An 18,570-nucleotide genomic window follows, 5' to 3' on the forward strand; every position below is an offset into this window, starting at 1 on the left:
CGGGGTATAGCGCAGTCCGGTAGCGCGCCTGCTTTGGGAGCAGGATGTCAGGAGTTCGAATCCCCTTACCCCGACCATTTTTGGGTCGTTAGCTCAGTTGGTAGAGCAGTTGGCTTTTAACCAATTGGTCGTAGGTTCGAATCCCACACGACCCACCATTTTTGGTTCCAGTTCGCTGGAGCTAGATCTTAAGATCAGAGGCCAAAAGCACTGATCGCAGAAGGCGCCTCTAGAAGGTGCCTTTTTTTTACCGGGGTATAGCGCAGTCCGGTAGCGCGCCTGCTTTGGGAGCAGGATGTCAGGAGTTCGAATCCCCTTACCCCGACCATTTTCTGCCCGGCAGTAATGGGTGTAGAAAATAAGGTACTGATGCCAATCGCATCAGAGGCCATAAAAAAAGCGTCCTTCGGGACGCTTTTTTTATGCCTGTTGAAAACCCCAACCAGCAAGAGCGATGCATACAAACCTGTAGCAGTTGCCGAGCCTTGCGAGGCTAAGTCCGGCACCGAAGGCGTCGTGAAATCAGACAGCGCGGTGTGCCTGTTAAATCCGCGACTGACGAACGCAGCCTCCGGCAATTACGACAGGTTGGCGGTAGCCATCAAGCCATCAAGCCATCAAGCCTTCGCTGCCTTGGCGTCTGCGTCCTGCAGGTCCTGCAACGCCGCTGAATATTGATCAGCTTCGGCTTTTGGCACCATCTGCCATGACGGTTTACGCAGCGCATAAAAGATAAACGGTGGCACACCCGCCACAATCAATCCCACCAGCAAGATCCCCGCGTATTCGAAAAACGGCATGCTGCTGAAGTTGTTCGGTGGAATGAAACCGAAAATCAACGCAATGCACGTCGAGAACAGTCCCAGATAACACCAGCCGTGTAAGCCCTTAAGCACATAGCCACGTTTGACGTTGGGTTGGGTCTTGCGCAGTTTCATGGCCGCCATGAACATAAACACGTAAATGATCAGGTACATCAGCGCAGCCATCGCACTGATCATCCAGAACGCATCCGATACGTTGTCCAAAAAGATGTAGATGCTCGACAGCAAGGTGACGATCACGGCCTGCAAATACAGAATATTTTTCTGCACGCCTTTTTTATTGACCTTTTGCAGCACCGGCGGAAGCATGCCCGCTTTACCAACAAACAACAGGCCGGTAGAAGGCCCGGCCGTCCAGGCAAGCACGCCACCCAAGGCACCGATAATCAGCAAAATAGCCATGATTGACGTGGCCCATGGCATTCCGAAGCCTTCAAAGAAAGCGGCATAAGCCTGGATTACACCGGCGGTGAGGCTGGTGGAGTCAGCGGGTACGACCAGCGAAATCGCCACGGTCGGTGGAATGAACACCAACAGAATCATGAAGAACGCTAAAAGAATGGCGCGTGGCATTTCTTTCTGCGGGTTGCGCAATTCGCGGGCGTGAATGGCGTTCATCTCGATACCAGCGAAGGCCAGGAAGTTACTGACAATCAGTACCAGCCCGGTAATCGCTCCGGTGAATTCTCGCCACAAGTCCGGGTGCAGGTTGTGCGAGCCGGCTTTTACCGTGGAGTGGGTATCGAAAATTGCCGGGATCAAGGCATCCCACGTCAGCGGAGTTGCCGATTTATGGCCCAGTACCAGCCAGGCTACGCCGAGGATCACCAGCAAGGCGGCAGGCAATGCCGTGCCCAGCAACATAAACCATGACGTCAGTTTAGACAGGGTGCTTAGGCCATTAAGCGCCACAAACGTTGACAGCCAATACAGCACAATAATCACAGTGGCGGTGAAGACACCGCTTTTGGCCAGTTCAGGGTTAATCAGATAAGCCATCGTACTGGCACCAAAGCCGAGCACGATGGGGTACCAGACCACCACCTGAACCCACATAAACCACATGATAAAGAACCCGGGCCGATCGCCATACGCCTGGCGGACCCAGCCATAAATACCCCCGTTCCAGCCGGTACCCAGCTCAGAGGCAACCAGCGAAACCGGAATGAAGAACAACAGTGCCGGGATGATATACAGGAACACCGACCCCAGGCCATAAACGGCCATGCTCGGCAGTGAACGGATACTGGCGACGGCTGCGACCATCATGAAACAAATGGTCAGCCAGGACATGTAAGTCTTAACGTTAGTGGCAGCCATAAGTACCCCCTTCCTTATCGAGTCAAATGAGTGTTAGTGCAACAGGCTCAGGTTGAGCGTGCGGCTGATGTGCTCGGCTGCCAATTGCCCGCGGACACTGTTACCTGCACCATCCAGCGGCGGTGAAAAGGCGGCGATGGCACACACGCCCGGAACCACGGCCAGAATCCCGCCGCCCACACCGCTTTTACCCGGAAGCCCCACCTTGTATAGCCAGTCGCCCGTTGTGTCATATAGCCCGTTCATGGTCATTTCGGCGAGAATTTGCGGAACATGTTCGGCCTTCATTACGCGTTCGCCGCTCACGGGATGAACCCCTCCGTTCGCGAGGACTACCCCCATGTTCGCCAGGTCATTGCACGTTATTTCCACTGAACACTGGCGGGTGTACACGTCGCATACCTCCATGGGTTCGGCGTACATGTAGCCGTAACTTTGAAGCAGCCAGGCAATCCCGCGATTGTGCTGATTGCTGCTGGCCTCGGACTCATACACTTCCTCGTTGACCTTGAGTTCACGCCCGGCGAAGGCGTTGTAAATGGATTGAATTTTGCTCCAGCGGGCCTGCGCTGTTTCGGCTTTCAGCAGGCTGACAGTGGCCATCGCCCCGGCATTGACGAAAGGGTTGAGAGGGCGGCCTTTGTGTAATTCCAAAGCCACCACCGAGTTGAAAGGCTCACCGGTCGGGTCACAGCCAATCTTGCTACGCAGTGTCTGCGGGCCGACTTCTTCCATGGCCTGAGCGAGGGTAAACACCTTGGAAATCGACTCAATGGCAAAGGGATAGTCGCTGTGGCCAATGTGGGCTTGGCTGCCATCGCAAAACGTGATGCTGATGCCAAACAAATGCGAAGGGACCGAGGCCAGGTAAGGGATATAACTGGCGTTCTTGCCGTGATGATTGCCGGAGAAGTGTTGATGAGCCTCGTTCAACACCTGCCTCACAACACCGTCGGCGGTGGTGGGTTTTTGCTTCATTGCGCTTGCTTCCTGCATGCCTTTGATGAGAGGTGACTATAGATGGGAAATAAAACCTTGGTCACAAATCGCATAGCGGATCCTCAATCCTTGACTATGCTGCCCCTCTAGACTGAGCCAAGGAGTGAGTCAGGCTCAGATGTTGTCCATTACTCTTGGAGAGTGTTCATGGCACTGCACCGCATCAAGCGCAACGCAACGACCGACCCTGTTTTCGGTTCCTCAGCACTGGCACACGCTGCTGCGACCAAGCGTTTCCCCGAGGCGGAGCAATCGGCACGCGAGGTGTACCAACTGGTTCACGATGAGTTGTACCTGGATGGTAACTCTCGGCAGAACCTCGCCACCTTCTGCCAAACGTGGGAAGAAGACGAAGTCCATAAGCTGATGGACCTGTCGATCGATAAAAACATGATCGACAAGGATGAGTACCCGCAAACGGCCGAACTGGAAAATCGCTGCATCCATATGTTGGCCGATCTGTGGCATTCGCCCGATGCAGCCACCACATTGGGCACCTCGACGGTGGGTTCCAGCGAAGCGTGTATGCTCGGTGGTCTGGCGGCCTTATGGCGTTGGCGTGCGGTGCGCAAAGCGGCGGGCAAATCCACGGCGACACCGAATATGGTGTGTGGCCCGGTACAAGTCTGCTGGCACAAATTTGCCCGTTATTGGGATGTCGAGATTCGTGAAGTGCCGATGTCGGAAGGTCATTGGTTCATGACGCCGGAAGACCTGGATGGTCGGGTTGATGAGAACACCATCGTGGTGGTGCCGACGTTTGGCCAGACGTTTACCGGTTTGTATGAGACGGTAAAACCACTGTCAGATGCGCTCGATGACCTGGAAAAACGCACGGGCCTGAGCGTTGATATTCACGTCGACGGTGCCAGCGGTGCGTTCCTGGCACCTTTCTGCGCCCCCGATGTACTGTGGGATTTTCGCGTGAGCCGGGTTAAATCCATTAGCACCTCTGGCCACAAATTTGGCTTGGCACCTTTGGGTGCAGGCTGGGTGGTTTGGCGTGACGCGAAAGAATTGCCTGAAGGGCTGATCTTTCATGTGAACTACTTGGGTGGCGATATGCCTACCTTCGCACTGAATTTCTCGCGTCCGGCGGGTCAGATCATTGCGCAGTACTACAACTTTTTGCGTCTTGGCCGTGAGGGGTATGAGCGCATTCACTCGGCGTGTTACGAAACAGCGCAGTTTCTGGCGCGCGAGTTGGTCAAGATCGGGCCGTTCGAGATGCTCTTCAACGGCGACCCTCAATTGGGCATCCCGGCGCTGACCTGGCGTTTGAAAGCCGGGGCAGACGCCCCTTACACCCTCTATGACCTGGCCGATCGCCTGCGGATACGCGGCTGGTTGGTGCCCGCGTACAGCTTGCCTGCCAACGTTGAAAACGTGGTGGTGCAGCGGATTCTGGTACGGCAGGGGCTGTCGATCGACATGGCCAAGTTGCTGTTGGCGGACTTCGTACGGGATATTCAGTTTTTTGACGAGCATCAGCCGCATGGTTTCAAAGGCCGTGAAGCCGAAGCGGGTAACCACGGGGGCCGCTAGGCCCGGCAGGTACCTGCGGGGTTGGCCAAGCCAGCCCCGCAGTTTTTACGCTGGCGCAAAGGTCAGTGCAGTTTCAGGCGCGGTTCGGTGCCGCGTCCGATTCTGCTGCCGAGCATCAGCATCAACGTACGGAATGTGCCGTACAGCGCCATCTGGTGCATGCGGTACAGCGAGATGTAAAACATCCGCGCCAACCAGCCTTCCAGCATCACGGTTCCCATCAGGCTGCCCATCAAATTGCCCACGGCCGAGAAACTCGACAGCGAGATCAGTGAGCCGTAATCACGGTACTGGTAATCGGGCAGAGTAGTGGCTCCCTCCAGGCGTGATTTCAACGATTTGGCCAGCAACGAGGCTTGCTGATGAGCGGCCTGGGCGCGCGGTGGCACCAGGCGGTCGGTCCCTGGCTGAGGGCAGGCTGCGCAGTCGCCGAAGGCAAAAGTGTTGTCATCACGGGTCGTTTGCAGTGTCGGGCGTACCACCAATTGATTGATGCGGTTGGTTTCCAACCCGGCGATGTCCTTGAGAAAGCCCGGTGCTCGAATCCCTGCCGCCCAGACCTTCAGGCTGGCCGGAATGATCAGGCCGTCTTTGGTTATCAGGCTGTCAGCGGTGACTTCACTCACCGCGGAGTTGGTCAGCACCGTCACCCCGAGTTTCTCCAGGGTTTTGTGCACAGGCCCGCCGATGCGCTCCGGCAGGGCCGGAAGCACCCGTGGCCCGGCTTCGATCAAGGTGATGTGCATATTCTCGGGCTTGATCCGATCCAGCCCGTAAGCCGCCAGTTCATGAGCCGCATTGTGCAACTCGGCCGCCAGTTCGACGCCCGTGGCTCCCGCCCCGACAATCGCCACGCTGATGTTTTCAATAGCGTCGGTTTGCCCGGCGTGCGCTCGCAGGTAGTGATTGAGCAACTGCTGATGAAATTTTTCGGCTTGCTTTCGGGTGTCCAGGAACAGGCAATGATCGGCCGCACCTTGGGTGCCGAAATCGTTGGTGGTGCTGCCCACGGCAATCACCAGGGTGTCGTAACTCAACTCGCGGGCAGGCACGAGTTCGTCGCCGTTTTCATCAAGGGTGGCCGACAATGAGACCTTTTTCAGCTCACGGTCCAGCCCGCTCATGCGGCCCAACTGGAATTCGAAATGGTTCCATTTGGCTTGGGCGACGTAGTTAAGCTCGTCTTCCGAAGAGTTCAGCGAGCCGGCTGCCACCTCGTGGAGCAACGGTTTCCAGATATGCGTCAGGTTGGCATCCACCAGGGTGACGCGGGCTTTACCCCGCTTGCCCAGGGTTTTGCCCAGGCGGGTCGCCAATTCCAGACCGCCAGCGCCGCCGCCGACGATAACAATACGATGGGTCATAGGTATCACTCACAAGGCTTGAAAAATGCGGTGTGCTGGAAACCCGGGCGAGCGCAAGGCAGCTCATAGCACCAGGTGACTCAGAAATAGGTTCCATAGGCCGATACCGACCGCCACGACGATGGTTGCGCCAGGGAGTCGCCAAGACACATGCACGGCACTCAACCCAGCAGTCTTCGACACGCGGTTGATCGGTGTGGTTCACGCGGCGGCACATGGAAATAGTCTCGTCAGATAGACGCTGCAGGGCCTGTAAAAATAAGTGCCCACGTTTATCCGGGATGAAAAGGAGCATAGCCGTTTGAACCTAGCGGCTCGACCCGCAGTTCGTCGTCTAGACGAATGATCCCGCTTTCTATCACGCGGGCCGTAATGCCTCCGTGGCCACGCACTGCCTGGAACGTCCCCGCCCCTAGCCTTTGTTCAAGCCTGGCACAGGGCTGGCACCAGCCGGTGGTTTCAAAGGTGGCTTGGCCAATGGTGAAACGGCGCCCTTTCAGGCTGAACAGATTAATACCGCTGACCACGATATTGCGCCGTAAATCTTGCGCCAGCACGGGTTGATCGGCGCTGCGGCCGAGCAGGGCGTTGATGACTGCCAGGTGTTCCCACTGAATCAACGTCACTTGCCGAGCATTACGGGCCCCAGGGCGAGCGTGGTCGCCGGTGAGCCCGGCCTCGCGGCGGGCCTCTACGGCGTCCAGCACCTGCATGTTTGCGCGGGACTCGGGACGCACGCCGATCCAGCGCACACGGCCGGTCTGCGGCACTTCAGCGATCAATGCTTGCAAGGGGCTCACAGGCTGATACCTACATCAAAAATAATGCTGCGGCCCAGATTATTACGCAGAAAGTCGGGGGCGTGCGGTTGCGCAAAGAGTACCCGGGCAAAGGTTGGACCGACCAGCGATAGTGATCGCCAGCCCATGCGCAAGTATTCGGTCGGCGGAGGAAAGTGACTGTTGAGGTCCAGGACTTCGCGCTTGAGGCTGGAGAAAGCAATGATGTCCAACTGACCCAGATCGAGGTCCCGCTCCCTGTAGTTCTTGGCTTTTTTATGCAGGGTCGGGCCAAGACGCTGCAGGAGCTTGCTGGCCGGGATGCGTTTCGGGCGTGCTTCACGGCGCACCAATTGGCTCAGTGAATAAGCGCTGCGTCGGCGCTGCAGTTCATCGCGCCACTCATCGTTCAAGCGCCGGCCTTCATCCAGCACAAAGAACACTTCAAAGCGTGCATCGCCAAACAGTACATCAGGCGGTTCCTGGCTGGCTTGCCGAAAGTCTTCGCTGTGATAAGGGATGTTGAGCCCTTGCAGCAGGCGTTGGCAGACCCAACGCTCACGCTCCCATTTGCGGGCATTGGAGAGAAAGGCATTGGCTTGTTCGGCCTGGATGGTGAGCAGGCGCAGATAATCAGAGTCGTCCATAAGCGCAGCTTAGCCTTGAAACAGGTGTTACCGAAAGTCCAGGGTGTAGACTGCGGATCGCCATGGAGTTGGACACGGAGGGTTGAGGGGTGAGCGTTAACAGAGTGGGAGCGTCGAAATGATTAGCGCCGAGGTCTTGTCTGCGCAAACCCTGACCGTGGGCTGGATACTGTACGTGCCTGTCGTGTTGTGGGCCCTCTGGCGAACGCCGTGGCTTGAATTGTTCGCCGACACACGGCGCCAGCATGTGTTCTTTGGCACGGTGTTCGCGCTGTTTTTGTTGTGGCTGGTGCGGCGTGACTTTGACTCGGGGGTGTCGTACCACTTTGTGGGTTTGACCGCCGCCACGTTATTGCTCAATTGGCCGCTAGCCATTGTGGGGGCCTTGATGGCGCAAGTCGGCTTGGTAGTACTGGGGAGCCAAGACCTGGCAGCCGTGGGCATTAATGGGTTATTGCTGGTGGTATTGCCCGTGGCCGTGACCGCTCTCTGCGCATGGAAAGTTGAGCGGGCTCAGTCTCACAACCCCTTTGTGTATATCTTTTGTTCAGGCTTCTTTGCGGCTGCCCTGGCGGCGTTACTGTGCTTGCTGGCGGGGTTGGGCGTGCTATGGCTTGATGGGTTGTTTGTGATGCCGCAATGGCTTGAAGACTTTATCGGCTACCTGTGGCTGATCATTTTTCCCGAAGCGTTTATCAACGGAATGTTAGTGACGGCCTTAGTGGTGTTCTGCCCTGAATGGCTTGAGACCTTCAACCGCACTCGCTATTTGGCCGCACCGTGCAACGATGAGGCGCCCAAGTAAGTGCGGTTGAACCAGCCGGTTTTAGTGCAGCCGTTCTGACAGGTCCTCGGAAAACAGGTCGTCTTCGGCCTCCGGGCTAACCGGAATCTTGTGTTCTTCACTGGCCCAGGCACCCAGGTCAATCAGTTTGCAGCGGTCAGAACAAAAAGGCCGAAAGATACTGGCGGCAGTCCATTCCACAGGGGCACCGCAGGTCGGGCAGTCGACGGTCGTTGGTTGGGTCATGGTTGGCCTCCACGCAAGGTTAAATAAAAGTGATGCAGGCGCTCGACTTCAGTCTGTAGCGTCTGCAAGTCGGCGTCGTTAACCAGCACGTCATCCGCGTGGCGCAGGCGTTCTTCGCGGCTGGCTTGCGCCTTGAGAATGGCCTGTACCTGCTGCTCGCTGGTGTTGTCACGCATTAATGTGCGCTGTATTTGAAGGGCTTGAGGGGCGTCGATAACCAGCACCCGCTGGGTGGTTGTGTACTGGCCCGACTCAATCAGCAGCGGTGACACCAAAATGGCATAGGCCGACTGTGCACGCTGCAGATTGCACGCAATGGCTTCGCGAATAAGGGGGTGTAACAGCGACTCCAGCCAGCGCCGTTGCTCGGGATCGGCAAAAATCAGGCTGCGCAATGCGCCGCGATCCAGTTGCCCGTCATCGTGCAGCACACCTTCGCCAAAGTGTTCCGCTATTTGGGCCAACGCCGGGCTCCCCGGCTCAACCACCCAGCGTGCCGCGTGGTCGGCATCTACCACGTGAACACCCAGGGCGGCAAAATGCTCGGCAGCAGCACTTTTGCCACTGCCGATGCCGCCGGTGAGGCCCAGGATCCAAGGTTTTGAAGGGGGGGTAGTCATGTCACGCCGAGAGCTGCCAATAGAAGGTGCTTATTTGACCACCCCAGAGCAATGCAATCCACCCGGCAATGGCCAGATACGGCGCAAAAGGGATGGCCGTGCCCGTTTGAGCGCGACGCAGCCCCAAAAGGCTCAGCCCCACCACGGCCCCCATCAGAGACGACAGGACGATGGTCAGCGGAAGAATCGACAGCCCACCCCAAGCGCCGAGCATGGCCAGCAGCTTGAAGTCGCCGTAGCCCATGCCCTCTTTGCCCGTGAGCAGTTTGAAGAGCCAAAAAACCGACCACAGGCTGGTGTAACCCAGTGCTGCGCCCCATACCGCGTGTGACAGAGAGGTGAAGGTGTCGATGCTGTTCAGCAGCAAGCCGAGCCAGAGCAGAGGCAATACCAGCACGTCGGGCACGATCTGATGAGCGGCATCAATCAGGCAAATGACAAGCAACCCCCACGTCAGCAAGAGCATCCAGCCCGCTTGCGCGCCAAAGCCGAAATGCCAGGCAATAACCGCCGACAAAAGCCCGCAGGCCAATTCCGTCAGCGGGTAGCGCGGGCTGATGAGGGTTTTGCAGTGCGAGCATTTACCGCGTAGCGCCAGGTAGCTCAGCAGCGGGATATTTTCCCACGGGCGCAAACGATGCTGACACGTCGGGCAGTGTGAGTGGGGCAGCATCAAGTTATACACAGGGCCTGACGGCGGCGGTGCAACATCCAGCAGCTCGCGGGCCTGAGCCTGCCAGTCGCGCTCAAGCATCCTGGGCAAACGCCAGGCCACGACGTTGATAAAACTGCCCACCAGTAAACCCAGTACCAGCGCACAGGCGATAAAAGCGCCGGGCTGGCGAGTGAATAATTCGATCATGCTCAAATGACTTGGCCCAGTTTGAAAATCGGTAAATACATGGCGACCACCAGGCCGCCTACCATGACGCCCAAAATCACCATAATGGCGGGTTCCATCAACACCGTCAGGTTATCGACCCGTGTGTCGACCTCGTTCTCATAATAGGTGGCTACGTGATCAAGCATGCCATCCAATGTGCCGGATTCTTCACCAATTGCTGTCATCTGAATCGCCATGCTCGGAAATAGACGGCTCGCGCTCATGGCGACATGAATCGGGTCGCCAGCCGCTACCTGTTGCCTGAGTTGCAACACGGCCTCCTTGAACACGAGATTGCCGCTGGTACCGGCCACTGCGCTTAATGCGTCAAGTAACGGAATCCCGGCTGCCATCGTGGTCGACAGTGTGCGGGCAAAGCGGGCAAGAGCCGATGCCTGTAGCACATCCCCCAGTATTGGCAGCTTCAAACACCCGTGGTCAAGGCGCTGGCGCAAGGCGGGGGAGTGTTGATAGCGATTGCGCATACCGGCCGTGATGAGCAGCAGGCTCGCCAGCCACCACAGGCCGTAGTCTTGAAGCACCTGCGACATCTTGATCACGCCTAACGTCATCGCAGGTAGCTGTGCGCCAAAAGAGTCGAATACGCCCTGAAATTGTGGGACCACTTCAACCAGCAGAATCGTGCATACCAGCCCGGCGACCAGTAAGACGGCGATGGGGTAGGCCATGGCTTTTTTGATTTTCTTTTTCAAGGCTTCGGTTTTTTCTTTGTAGGTGGCCACCCGCTGCAGCAATAGCTCCAGAGCCCCGGCCTGTTCGCCCGCTTCGATCAGGTTGCAAAACAGGGCATCGAAATGGGCCGGGTGTTTGCGCAGAGCCACAGCCAGGGTGCTGCCAGCGCTGATGTCTTGTTTAAGTTCGCCCATCAGTTGGCGCATGGCGGGGTGTTCGGCCCCTTTGGCAATCACCTCCAGGCCTTGTAACAGAGGAATACCGGCCTTGATCAGGGTTGCCAACTGGCGCGTAAACAGCGTGATATCGGCCGCTGTAATCGCACGGCCCCTGATTGAATTTCGCCCGCCGGAGCGCTGGATTTTACGCGTGGTAATACCTTGGCGACGCAGCACAACCCGGATCATTGCATGACTGTCGGCGGCCATTTCGCCTTTGACTTGCGCCCCCGAGGCGTCAACGCCTTCCCATCGATAAAGGCTTGTTTTAACGGGTTTTGTTGCCATACGTACGCCCTTGGAGCGGTCAATGCTCAGTTGGTTTTCAAGCCCAAAGACTAGATCCACCCCGCGGTGACCCAGCCACTTGAGCATGTCCAAAGGTTTCGGGCTGCGGTTGTGGAGCAACGGCCCACTATCCTTGGTAGCCTGTGCGCACATTTTTGCCGCCCAGCACGACTACGACACCCGGCCAGGAGGCCGCGTACACCTTTTGGAGACATACGTGAATCAACAAAAAGGCTTCACCCTGATTGAATTGATGATTGTGGTTGCAATCATTGGTCTGATCGCTTCGTTTGCCTTGCCGGCTTACAACGATCACACCATGAAAGTGCGTTTTGCCGAAGTGAACGCCATCAGCAACACCTACAAAACGGCCGTCGCCCTGTGCTACAGCGAGACGAATGATTTAACGGTATGCAACATGGGCACCCATGGCATTCCGGGTGCGGCCGAACCAACGGACAACCTGGCCGCCGGCATGAAGGTAGAGAGCGGCGTGATCAGCATGACCGGCACCCAGGCAGCAGGCGGCTGGACCAGCGTCATGGCCCCTTCGGTGAGCAGCGCAGGCAATGCCCTGATCTGGACCCAAACCGGTACATGCCTGGCCAGCGGTGCTTGTAAATAACGTCGCCTTCCCACTTTTGCACTAAATTACAGAGAGGGCCGGTGTAGCTCAGTCGGTAGAGCAGCGCACTCGTAACGCGAAGGTCGCAGGTTCGATTCCTGTCTCCGGCACCAGTTGACTCAAGGCTTGCAGCGATGCAGGCCTTTTTTGCTTCCGGGGTGCTGAGCTGTGTCGGCGCAAGCCTGCCACCTGCCAGGTAACGACCGACATTGACGTCCGAAAATGGCGAGAACCGCTAAAAATGCGGTGCTATTCTTCGCCCATGAACCCCTATGACCCTGCGCTCATGCCTTCTGTAACCGCTTGCGAAATCGCACGGCTAAGCCGCGATGCGCGCTTTGACGGTGTGTTTTTTACGGCGGTACTCAGTACGCGCATCTACTGTCGCCCGGTGTGCCCGGCCCGGCCGCCCAAAGCCGAAAATGTGGTGTATTACCCCAGCGCGGCGGCCGCGCAAGCCTTGGGGTTCCGGCCGTGTTTACGCTGCCGGCCAGAATTGGCACCCGGTAACCCACACTGGCGGCAGGCTGAGCATCGGGTCTCGCGAGCGCTGATGTTGATCAATCAGGGCTACTTGACGGATCACTCGCTGCCGGCACTGGCCGAGCGCTTGGGGATGGGTTCCCGGCAACTGCACCGTTTGTTTACGCGTTTTTTGGGCGCATCGCCGCTGGCGGTGCACGCGACTCAACGGTTGTTGTTTGCCAAGCAACTGTTGACTGAAACCCGCCTGTCGATCACTGACGTGGCGATGGCGGCGGGGTTTGGCAGTGTGCGTCGCTTCAATGCGGCGTTTGCCGCTGCCAATCATGCGCAGCCACGGGCTTTCAGGCGTAGCCCGAAGGCCCGTGCAGACACGGCGTTGGTGTTGCGTCTGAACTATCGGCCGCCCTATGACTTCAAGGCTATTCTGGGGTTTTTGAGCACGCGGGCTTTGCCCGGGATCGAAGCGGTCGGGGCCGACAGCTATCAACGGTTGTTCGGCGCTGCCGGTTCGCCTGCCTGGCTGCGGGTCAGTGCCTGGCCCGGTGAGCAGCATGCACTGGAATTGTCGCTGTTGAACGTGCCGCCGGGTGACATGCTCGAGGTAGTGACACGGGTTCGCCGGATGTTTGACCTGGATGCCGACCCGCTGGCCATCGCCCACACCCTGGGTAGCAGCCCGGTGCTTGCCCTTGTGATCAAACGCTATCCGGGGCTGCGCTTGCCCGGTGGGTGGGACGGGTTTGAAGTGGCGGTGAGGGCGGTGCTGGGGCAGCAAGTCAGCGTGGCGGCTGCGCGCACCTTGGCCAGCCGTATCGTGCAGCGTTATGGCGTGCCGGTTGATGTCAGCCCCGGTTCCGGGCTGGATCGCTTGTTCCCCGGGGCAGAGCAATTGGCCACTGCCGATCTGGGGCAACTGGGCATTACTCAGGCGCGCATCAATACAATTCAGGGCGTTGCCCGTGCATTGCTCGACGGTCGCGTGGATTTTGCCTTGGAACAACCATTGGATCACTTTATCCAGCGCTGGGTGCAACTGCCGGGTATTGGCGAATGGACCGCGCATTACATCGCCATGCGTGTGCTTAAACACCCGGATGCCTTTCCGGCCGCCGACTTGATTCTGCGCCGTGCAGCCAACCCCGAGGGGCCGCCGTTGAGCCCCCAGGCGCTATCAGCCTTGGCTGAGCCGTGGCGTCCATGGCGAGCTTACTCCGTGATGTATTTATGGCGTGCTGCTACCGATTCGGTGGTCGCGCGCAAGGTGTCGACATGACTCAACTGTATTACGAACAAATGCCTTCACCGATCGGACCGCTGTATTTGGTCGCCAGTGATCAAGGGTTGCATGAAGTGCGCTTCGAGGTGGAACTGCGCCCTCATACGCCGCTGCAAGGGTGGCTGCATTCGCCGCAAAAACTGGCGCAAGTGCGCCGTCAGCTCGAGGCTTATTTTGCGGGTGAACGGCAGGTGTTTGAGTTGCCGTTGGCACCTCACGGCACGGCGTTCCAGCAGACGGTATGGCGCGCACTGAGCACCATTCCTTATGGGGCCACCACCAGTTACGGCCAGATTTCACAGCACATTCAGCGGCCTACAGCTTCGCGCGCGGTGGGGGCGGCGAATGGTCGCAATCCCATCCCGATCATCATCCCGTGTCACCGGGTGATCGGCAGCAACGGCGCGCTGACCGGTTTTTCAGGCGGGTTGGCGGCCAAACAGTGGTTGCTGGAGCATGAGCAGGCGTGCCAGGGTTTCACGCTGGTTTGAACCCGGACCATTGACCGGCGCGAAGCCCCTTCGCGCCAGTACGCGGTTACAGGCTCAGTCGCATCGACAGGTCGACCGCTTTGACGTCTTTGGTCATGGCACCAATCGAGATGTAATCCACGCCGGTTTGGGCGATGGGCAGCAACGTGGTGGCGTTGATCCCGCCGCTGGCCTCCAGTTTGGCCTTGCCCGCGTTCAGGCGCACGGCTTCGCGCATGTCGTCCAGGCTCAGTTCGTCGAGCATGATGATGTCAGCCCCGGCGGCCAGTGCTTCCTGGAGCTCTGCCAGGCTCTCGACTTCGATTTCCACCGGCTTGCCGGGCGCGATAGCGTGCGCGGCAGCGATGGCCTGGGCGATGCCGCCACAGGCCGCAATGTGGTTTTCCTTGATCAGAAAGGCGTCGTACAGGCCAATGCGGTGGTTGTGACAACTGCCGCAGGTGACAGCGTATTTCTGTGCAAGCCGCAAGCCGGGCAGGGTTTTGCGAGTGTCGAGCAATTTAACCTGAGTGCTCGCGACATGGTCGGCCAGCGACTGCGCATGGGTGGCCACACCGGAGAGAAGCTGCAAGAAGTTCAGCGCACTGCGTTCGCCGCTGAGCAGCGACCGGGCCGGGCCTTCGAGGTGGAACAGGACTTGATTGGGGCTCACGCGTTGACCATCAGTGACTTGCCAATGCACGGCGACGCGGGGATCGAGTTGGCGAAACACCGCGTCTACCCAGGCCGTACCGCTGATGACCGCGTTGTCGCGAGTAATGATCGTGGCTTTGGCCAGGCGCTCGGCCGGGATGAGTTGAGCGGTGATGTCGCCGCTGCCCATGTCTTCGAGTAACGCACGGCGAACGTTGGCTTCGATTTCGGCCGTGAGGTCGGCCAGATGTAAATTCGGCATAACGGGCTCCACAAACAAAGTGCGGCGATTATAGAGCCATGCTGCGAACGAACCCAAGGTGTGCCGGCACCACCCGGCAAAATGGTCTTAACTGTGCTGTTTCTAGCACTTTAAGGATTAATTTGCGTGGGTACTGGCACAAATGACAAGTGTGCTGGCACAAGCGCACTCTTTTGCCAGATAATCCGCCTTCTAATTGGCGTCATAGCTTTGACGCTCGGGTGATGTACTGATTTCGATCTGCCGGCGAGTGCGCAAACACTCGCCGGTACCTGTCTGTGAGCGTCGCAAGTGGCTCGGGTCATGTGCGTATCACCTGCAAGCGAACAGATCATTACGGGAGGCCAGGATGCAAAATGACGGGAAGGCGGGGCCTGGACACAAGGCCTCTACAGAGTTGGCGCTGCATTCGCCGCTCACCCGCCTGCCAGTGATCCTGTTGCAGGTCCATGACAAGGCCGTCCAGCATCTGCGGCTCAAGCTGCAAGCGTTGTTTGATAACGCCGATGAAACATTGTTTGAAATGGCCGACAAGGCGCGTGATGACGCTGAGCAAAGTCTGTTTTTCCAGGCCATGCGCGATGTACGGCTCAAGCGAAAAAACATCGAGCGAGGTTTTCTCGAGCGGCTTTCAGACGGGTTTATCAAACTGACGCAACCGGATACCAGCGACACTACCTTGCAGGGAGGAGGAGGTGTACCGAGCGTGTTCTCGCTGCTGGTCAATGATTTTGAGCGTGTGCAGGTCATCAATACCATGGTGGGCAAGGTGTTGGTGCGTGACCAGTTGGCCCTGTGCCATTTGACCACCCGGCTTAATGCCTTGAGCTGGGTTGTACTGGACGAGGGCTCCAACCCGCTCGGCCCGGCCATGATGTGTGAGTACTTTTTACAAGCTGAACGTGAGCAGGGCGTAAACCTCAAGGTCAAGCTCATCCTGTTGCAGTTGTTCGGCAAGTACTTGCTCAGCCAAACCGGCCAGTTGTATGCCGATGCCAACCAATTGTTGATAGCGACCGGCGTGTTGCCGGACCTTTCGATCAAGACCTCATGCTGTTCCTTTAAAAGGCTGGACGACACCTATGCCACGCCTGCCTCCGACGAAGACGCCTGTCGATTGGTGGCGCTTTTGTTTGAGTACATCGACACAGACCGGAACTTGTCACTGCCGCTGAAACAGCTCATCGGCCAACTGCAAGGGCCCATGCATCGGATTGCCCAGCTGGATCAGAATTTCTTCAGCTGTGACAGTCACCCGGCCCGGCGCCTGCTCAATGTGATTGCCGGGGCTGCCATTGGCCTGGATGCCAGCGTCGAGGCCCGGCTGGACCCGCTCTACCGCCAGGTCGAGCATGTTGTGCAGCAACTGACCCGCTATTCGGGCAATAACCCCGGTGTGCTTGAGTCTTTGCTGCACGACTTCCTGATGTTCACCCACATGGAGCGCGATCGCATTGAGCGGCTGGAACAGCGCACTCGCGATGAGACCACAGCGTTTCAGCCACGCCGGCAACAAGCCTTGAGTGAGCCGGATCACCTGGGGTTACTCTTGGTCAGCCAGTTGCGGGTCGGTATGTGGGTTGAGTTGCAAGACGACCGGGCGACCCGGCTGCGATGCAAGTTGATCAAGGTGGTTGAGTCTGAAGGCCGCTACGTGTTTGTGAATCGCAGCGGCGTGAAGGTGGTGGAAAAAAGCCGCGGCGATTTAATCGGTCAATTGCGCAACGGTACGATTCTGTTGCTGGATGACCGGCTGCTGTTTGACCGGGCGCTGGCCTCGGTCATCGGCAGCCTGGGTTCTTCCAGTGCCCATTGAGTGCACTGGGCCCTCACGGTGCAGATTGCTCCCCATCGGCGTGCGCATCGCGGCATACTGAGGCTTTGGTCTGGGATGCTGAAGGAGCCTGTATGCAGTTGGAAATCGTGAACGGCTGGTGCCAGGGGGCACGCCATTGCCCGTCCCCCAACTTCAATACGCGCCCGGAAGGCGAAATTTCCCTGCTGGTTATTCACAATATCAGCTTGCCGCCCGGGCAATTTGCTACGGGCAAGGTTCAGGCGTTTTTCCAGAATCGTCTGGACGTCACAGAGCATCCTTACTTTGAAGGCATAAGCGAGCTGCGGGTGAGTGCGCATTTTCTGATTGAGCGCGATGGCGCAATCACTCAATTTGTCTCCTGCCTTGATCGGGCGTGGCACGCGGGTATCTCGCGATTTGAAGGGCGGGAGGCCTGTAATGATTTTTCCTTGGGGATTGAGCTGGAAGGCACGGATGACTTGCCGTTCACCGCAGAGCAATACCAGGCGCTGATCACCCTCACCCGGCAATTGCAGGCGGCTTATCCCGCCATTACGACCCATCGGATATGCGGCCACAGCGATGTGGCTCCGGGGCGAAAGACCGACCCTGGTCCGGCTTTTGATTGGACGCGTTTTCGTCGCGCGTTGCAGCAGACAGGAGAGAGTCAATGAGTTTTGTGGTGTTACTGCTGGCAATTCTGCTCGAGAAGTTCTCTGGCGTGCGTCAGCGTCTTCAACGTGATGGTGCCTGGTTGCGCAAGCTCAATGCCCTGGAGGCCAGCCCGGCATTGGGCAACAAGCCCTGGTGGATCCTGTTCATGATGGTTGTTTTGCCCGTGGCAGCGTTGGCTTTGCTGCTGTGGGTGCTGGATCCATTGGCCTATGGCCTGCTGGCGCTGCCGGTGCATTTGCTGGTTGTGATCTATTGCCTGGGCAGGGGCGACTTGCTCGCGGGACTGGGCCCGGTCCGTGATGCGTGGCGTCGGGGTGACTTGCAAGCCGCCACCCATGTCGCCCAGCGCGATCTTGGTATCCGTGCTGAAAGCGGTGAGCAATTACTCGAAAAAGTGCAGGGTCATCTGGTGTGGCAGGCCTACCAGGGGTTCTTCGCGGTCATCTTCTGGTACTTCTTGCTGGGCCCGGTAGCGGCCTTGAGTTATCGCTTGCTGGCGTTGGCGGCAGAGCATGGCCAAAGCCCGGCATTGGTGGAGCGCGCACAACAACTACGCCATGCCTTTGACTGGTTACCCGTACGGTTGCTGGCGGCGAGCTTTGCGTTGGTGGGCAACTTTGCGGCGGTCAGCCGAGTGATGCTGCACGAACTGCTGAGCTGGGACATCAGCGCCGAACAGCTAATCCACAAGGCAGGTTGTGCTGCTGCCGAGATTCCGGTGCCCCAGGCCGGGCCCGAAGGCGTTACCAGCCTCGACACGCTCTGGGCGTTGCTGTTGCGAGCGTCGGTGTTGTGGTATGCCGGGTTTGCGGTGTGGACATTGTTGCGGTAACGGCCTGGCTCGCGATCTTTTGATCTTTAAAATCGGTACCGCCCCGTCTTCGGCTTATCCATTGCTGCGGTCACGGCCACTTAAGGTTCCGGCTTTACGCCGTGCCACTTTGAAAAGCGCAAAGTGGCCAAACGCTTATGCCCCTACCACTCGGTGCCTCGCTGTGGCTCGGCATGCCCTCACCACAGGCCTTGCTCCGTGGGCACGCCGCGATCGGCCATCCTTGGCCGTGTCGCGGCTAACCCGGCGTCCTGCCGGGTTACCCACTGCGCAAAACCTGCG

18 protein-coding genes and 4 tRNA genes are annotated in these 18,570 nt (G+C 58.1%); 12 read left to right on the top strand and 10 right to left on the bottom strand.

Translation table 11 applies throughout. The features are described from left to right. The 3 genes from Q1W15_RS01160 to Q1W15_RS01170 all read left to right on the top strand — a co-directional run bounded on the left by Q1W15_RS01160 (position 1) and on the right by Q1W15_RS01170 (position 328). Positions 1-77, top strand: a tRNA-Pro gene (locus Q1W15_RS01160). 5 nt (positions 78-82) lie between these two features. Further along, a tRNA-Lys gene (locus Q1W15_RS01165) sits at positions 83-158 on the top strand. A 93-nt stretch (positions 159-251) separates the two neighbouring features. After that, positions 252-328, top strand: a tRNA-Pro gene (locus Q1W15_RS01170). A gap of 289 nt (positions 329-617) precedes the next feature. Here Q1W15_RS01170 and Q1W15_RS01175 read toward each other — a convergent pair. Both Q1W15_RS01175 and glsA read right to left on the bottom strand, forming a co-directional pair. Beyond that, positions 618-2,144, bottom strand: a complete 1,527-nt coding sequence (locus Q1W15_RS01175; protein ID WP_300719747.1) for an amino acid permease — start codon at positions 2,142-2,144, stop codon at positions 618-620. A gap of 33 nt (positions 2,145-2,177) precedes the next feature. Continuing rightward, positions 2,178-3,122, bottom strand: coding sequence for a glutaminase A (gene glsA / locus Q1W15_RS01180; protein ID WP_300719749.1), 945 nt, complete (start codon positions 3,120-3,122; stop codon positions 2,178-2,180). A 168-nt stretch (positions 3,123-3,290) separates the two neighbouring features. Between glsA and Q1W15_RS01185 the strand changes: the two genes are divergently transcribed. After that, positions 3,291-4,688, top strand: a complete 1,398-nt coding sequence (locus Q1W15_RS01185) for a glutamate decarboxylase (protein WP_300719751.1) — start codon at positions 3,291-3,293, stop codon at positions 4,686-4,688. Between the two features lie 62 nt (positions 4,689-4,750). Here Q1W15_RS01185 and Q1W15_RS01190 read toward each other — a convergent pair whose 3' ends face one another. From Q1W15_RS01190 to Q1W15_RS01200, 3 genes are all read right to left on the bottom strand, one after another. Beyond that, entirely contained in the window at positions 4,751-6,052 is a 1,302-nt protein-coding gene (locus tag Q1W15_RS01190; protein ID WP_300719753.1) for an NAD(P)/FAD-dependent oxidoreductase, read from the bottom strand. A 272-nt stretch (positions 6,053-6,324) separates the two neighbouring features. Beyond that, on the bottom strand, positions 6,325-6,852 hold the full coding sequence (locus tag Q1W15_RS01195; protein WP_300719755.1) for an MOSC domain-containing protein: 528 nt from the start codon (positions 6,850-6,852) through the stop codon (positions 6,325-6,327). Beyond that, positions 6,849-7,478 carry a DUF1780 domain-containing protein gene (locus Q1W15_RS01200; RefSeq protein ID WP_300719757.1) on the bottom strand — a complete coding sequence of 210 codons (630 nt, stop codon included), beginning with the start codon at positions 7,476-7,478 and terminating at the stop codon, positions 6,849-6,851. The genes Q1W15_RS01195 and Q1W15_RS01200 overlap by 4 nt, the downstream gene beginning before the upstream one ends. 118 nt (positions 7,479-7,596) lie before the next feature. Between Q1W15_RS01200 and Q1W15_RS01205 the strand changes: the two genes are divergently transcribed. Continuing rightward, the gene (locus tag Q1W15_RS01205; protein WP_300719759.1) at positions 7,597-8,283 is read left to right on the top strand and encodes an energy-coupling factor ABC transporter permease; all 687 of its coding nucleotides are present in this window, start codon (positions 7,597-7,599) and stop codon (positions 8,281-8,283) included. A 21-nt stretch (positions 8,284-8,304) separates the two neighbouring features. On the opposite strand, the gene yacG is transcribed toward Q1W15_RS01205, so the two are convergent. From yacG to Q1W15_RS01225, 4 genes are read right to left on the bottom strand one after another with little or no spacing between them, the layout of a single operon-like run. Beyond that, the gene (gene yacG / locus Q1W15_RS01210) at positions 8,305-8,508 is read right to left on the bottom strand and encodes a DNA gyrase inhibitor YacG (protein WP_300719761.1); all 204 of its coding nucleotides are present in this window, start codon (positions 8,506-8,508) and stop codon (positions 8,305-8,307) included. After that, positions 8,505-9,128 carry a dephospho-CoA kinase gene (gene coaE / locus Q1W15_RS01215; RefSeq protein ID WP_300719763.1) on the bottom strand — a complete coding sequence of 208 codons (624 nt, stop codon included), beginning with the start codon at positions 9,126-9,128 and terminating at the stop codon, positions 8,505-8,507. The genes yacG and coaE overlap by 4 nt, the downstream gene beginning before the upstream one ends. 1 nt (position 9,129) lies before the next feature. After that, positions 9,130-9,990 carry an A24 family peptidase gene (locus Q1W15_RS01220; protein ID WP_300719765.1) on the bottom strand — a complete coding sequence of 287 codons (861 nt, stop codon included), beginning with the start codon at positions 9,988-9,990 and terminating at the stop codon, positions 9,130-9,132. Positions 9,991-9,992: 2 nt separating this feature from the next. Continuing rightward, the gene (locus Q1W15_RS01225; protein ID WP_300719775.1) at positions 9,993-11,210 is read right to left on the bottom strand and encodes a type II secretion system F family protein; all 1,218 of its coding nucleotides are present in this window, start codon (positions 11,208-11,210) and stop codon (positions 9,993-9,995) included. Positions 11,211-11,427: 217 nt separating this feature from the next. Here Q1W15_RS01225 and Q1W15_RS01230 point away from each other — a divergent pair, with 217 nt between their 5' ends. The 4 genes from Q1W15_RS01230 (at position 11,428) to Q1W15_RS01245 (ending at position 14,088) form a co-directional block, all read left to right on the top strand. Further along, positions 11,428-11,835 (top strand): prepilin-type N-terminal cleavage/methylation domain-containing protein, encoded by a 408-nt coding sequence (locus Q1W15_RS01230; protein ID WP_300719767.1) that lies wholly within the window; start codon positions 11,428-11,430, stop codon positions 11,833-11,835. 37 nt (positions 11,836-11,872) lie between these two features. Beyond that, positions 11,873-11,948: transfer RNA gene (locus Q1W15_RS01235), tRNA-Thr, on the top strand. A gap of 173 nt (positions 11,949-12,121) precedes the next feature. After that, positions 12,122-13,594: a DNA-3-methyladenine glycosylase 2 gene (locus Q1W15_RS01240; RefSeq protein ID WP_300719769.1), complete on the top strand. Its 1,473-nt coding sequence runs from the start codon at positions 12,122-12,124 to the stop codon at positions 13,592-13,594. Further along, positions 13,591-14,088: a methylated-DNA--[protein]-cysteine S-methyltransferase gene (locus Q1W15_RS01245; RefSeq protein WP_300719770.1), complete on the top strand. Its 498-nt coding sequence runs from the start codon at positions 13,591-13,593 to the stop codon at positions 14,086-14,088. Before Q1W15_RS01240 ends, Q1W15_RS01245 begins: the two co-directional genes overlap by 4 nt. Positions 14,089-14,134: 46 nt before the next feature. Here Q1W15_RS01245 and nadC read toward each other — a convergent pair whose 3' ends face one another. Continuing rightward, a complete protein-coding gene (nadC, locus tag Q1W15_RS01250; protein ID WP_300719771.1) occupies positions 14,135-14,983 on the bottom strand; it encodes a carboxylating nicotinate-nucleotide diphosphorylase in 849 nt (282 codons plus the stop codon). 349 nt (positions 14,984-15,332) lie between these two features. Between nadC and Q1W15_RS01255 the strand changes: the two genes are divergently transcribed. From Q1W15_RS01255 to ampE, 3 genes are all read left to right on the top strand, one after another. Beyond that, positions 15,333-16,799, top strand: a complete 1,467-nt coding sequence (locus Q1W15_RS01255; protein WP_300719772.1) for a DUF1631 family protein — start codon at positions 15,333-15,335, stop codon at positions 16,797-16,799. A 92-nt stretch (positions 16,800-16,891) separates the two neighbouring features. Next, complete coding sequence (ampD, locus tag Q1W15_RS01260; RefSeq protein WP_300719773.1) at positions 16,892-17,455, top strand: 1,6-anhydro-N-acetylmuramyl-L-alanine amidase AmpD; 564 nt, start codon at positions 16,892-16,894, stop codon at positions 17,453-17,455. Then, on the top strand, positions 17,452-18,288 hold the full coding sequence (gene ampE / locus Q1W15_RS01265) for a regulatory signaling modulator protein AmpE (RefSeq protein ID WP_300719774.1): 837 nt from the start codon (positions 17,452-17,454) through the stop codon (positions 18,286-18,288). The genes ampD and ampE overlap by 4 nt, the downstream gene beginning before the upstream one ends. Positions 18,289-18,570: the final 282 nt, after the last annotated feature.

Origin of the sequence: Pseudomonas sp. (assembly GCF_030150285.1) — a bacterium.
Classification (GTDB): domain Bacteria; phylum Pseudomonadota; class Gammaproteobacteria; order Pseudomonadales; family Pseudomonadaceae; genus Aquipseudomonas.

Bases quoted from the DNA above. Each gene is read 5' to 3' on its own strand.
- Q1W15_RS01175 (WP_300719747.1), bottom strand. From the start codon at position 2,144: ATGGCTGCCACTAACGTTAAGACTTACATGTCCTGGCTGACCATTTGT.
- glsA (WP_300719749.1), bottom strand. From the start codon at position 3,122: ATGAAGCAAAAACCCACCACCGCCGACGGTGTTGTGAGGCAGGTGTTG.
- Q1W15_RS01185 (WP_300719751.1), top strand. From the start codon at position 3,291: ATGGCACTGCACCGCATCAAGCGCAACGCAACGACCGACCCTGTTTTC.
- Q1W15_RS01190 (WP_300719753.1), bottom strand. From the start codon at position 6,052: ATGACCCATCGTATTGTTATCGTCGGCGGCGGCGCTGGCGGTCTGGAA.
- Q1W15_RS01200 (WP_300719757.1), bottom strand. From the start codon at position 7,478: ATGGACGACTCTGATTATCTGCGCCTGCTCACCATCCAGGCCGAACAA.
- Q1W15_RS01205 (WP_300719759.1), top strand. From the start codon at position 7,597: ATGATTAGCGCCGAGGTCTTGTCTGCGCAAACCCTGACCGTGGGCTGG.
- yacG (WP_300719761.1), bottom strand. From the start codon at position 8,508: ATGACCCAACCAACGACCGTCGACTGCCCGACCTGCGGTGCCCCTGTG.
- coaE (WP_300719763.1), bottom strand. From the start codon at position 9,128: ATGACTACCCCCCCTTCAAAACCTTGGATCCTGGGCCTCACCGGCGGC.
- Q1W15_RS01220 (WP_300719765.1), bottom strand. From the start codon at position 9,990: ATGATCGAATTATTCACTCGCCAGCCCGGCGCTTTTATCGCCTGTGCG.
- Q1W15_RS01225 (WP_300719775.1), bottom strand. From the start codon at position 11,210: ATGGCAACAAAACCCGTTAAAACAAGCCTTTATCGATGGGAAGGCGTT.
- Q1W15_RS01240 (WP_300719769.1), top strand. From the start codon at position 12,122: ATGCCTTCTGTAACCGCTTGCGAAATCGCACGGCTAAGCCGCGATGCG.
- Q1W15_RS01245 (WP_300719770.1), top strand. From the start codon at position 13,591: ATGACTCAACTGTATTACGAACAAATGCCTTCACCGATCGGACCGCTG.
- nadC (WP_300719771.1), bottom strand. From the start codon at position 14,983: ATGCCGAATTTACATCTGGCCGACCTCACGGCCGAAATCGAAGCCAAC.
- Q1W15_RS01255 (WP_300719772.1), top strand. From the start codon at position 15,333: ATGCAAAATGACGGGAAGGCGGGGCCTGGACACAAGGCCTCTACAGAG.
- ampD (WP_300719773.1), top strand. From the start codon at position 16,892: ATGCAGTTGGAAATCGTGAACGGCTGGTGCCAGGGGGCACGCCATTGC.
- ampE (WP_300719774.1), top strand. From the start codon at position 17,452: ATGAGTTTTGTGGTGTTACTGCTGGCAATTCTGCTCGAGAAGTTCTCT.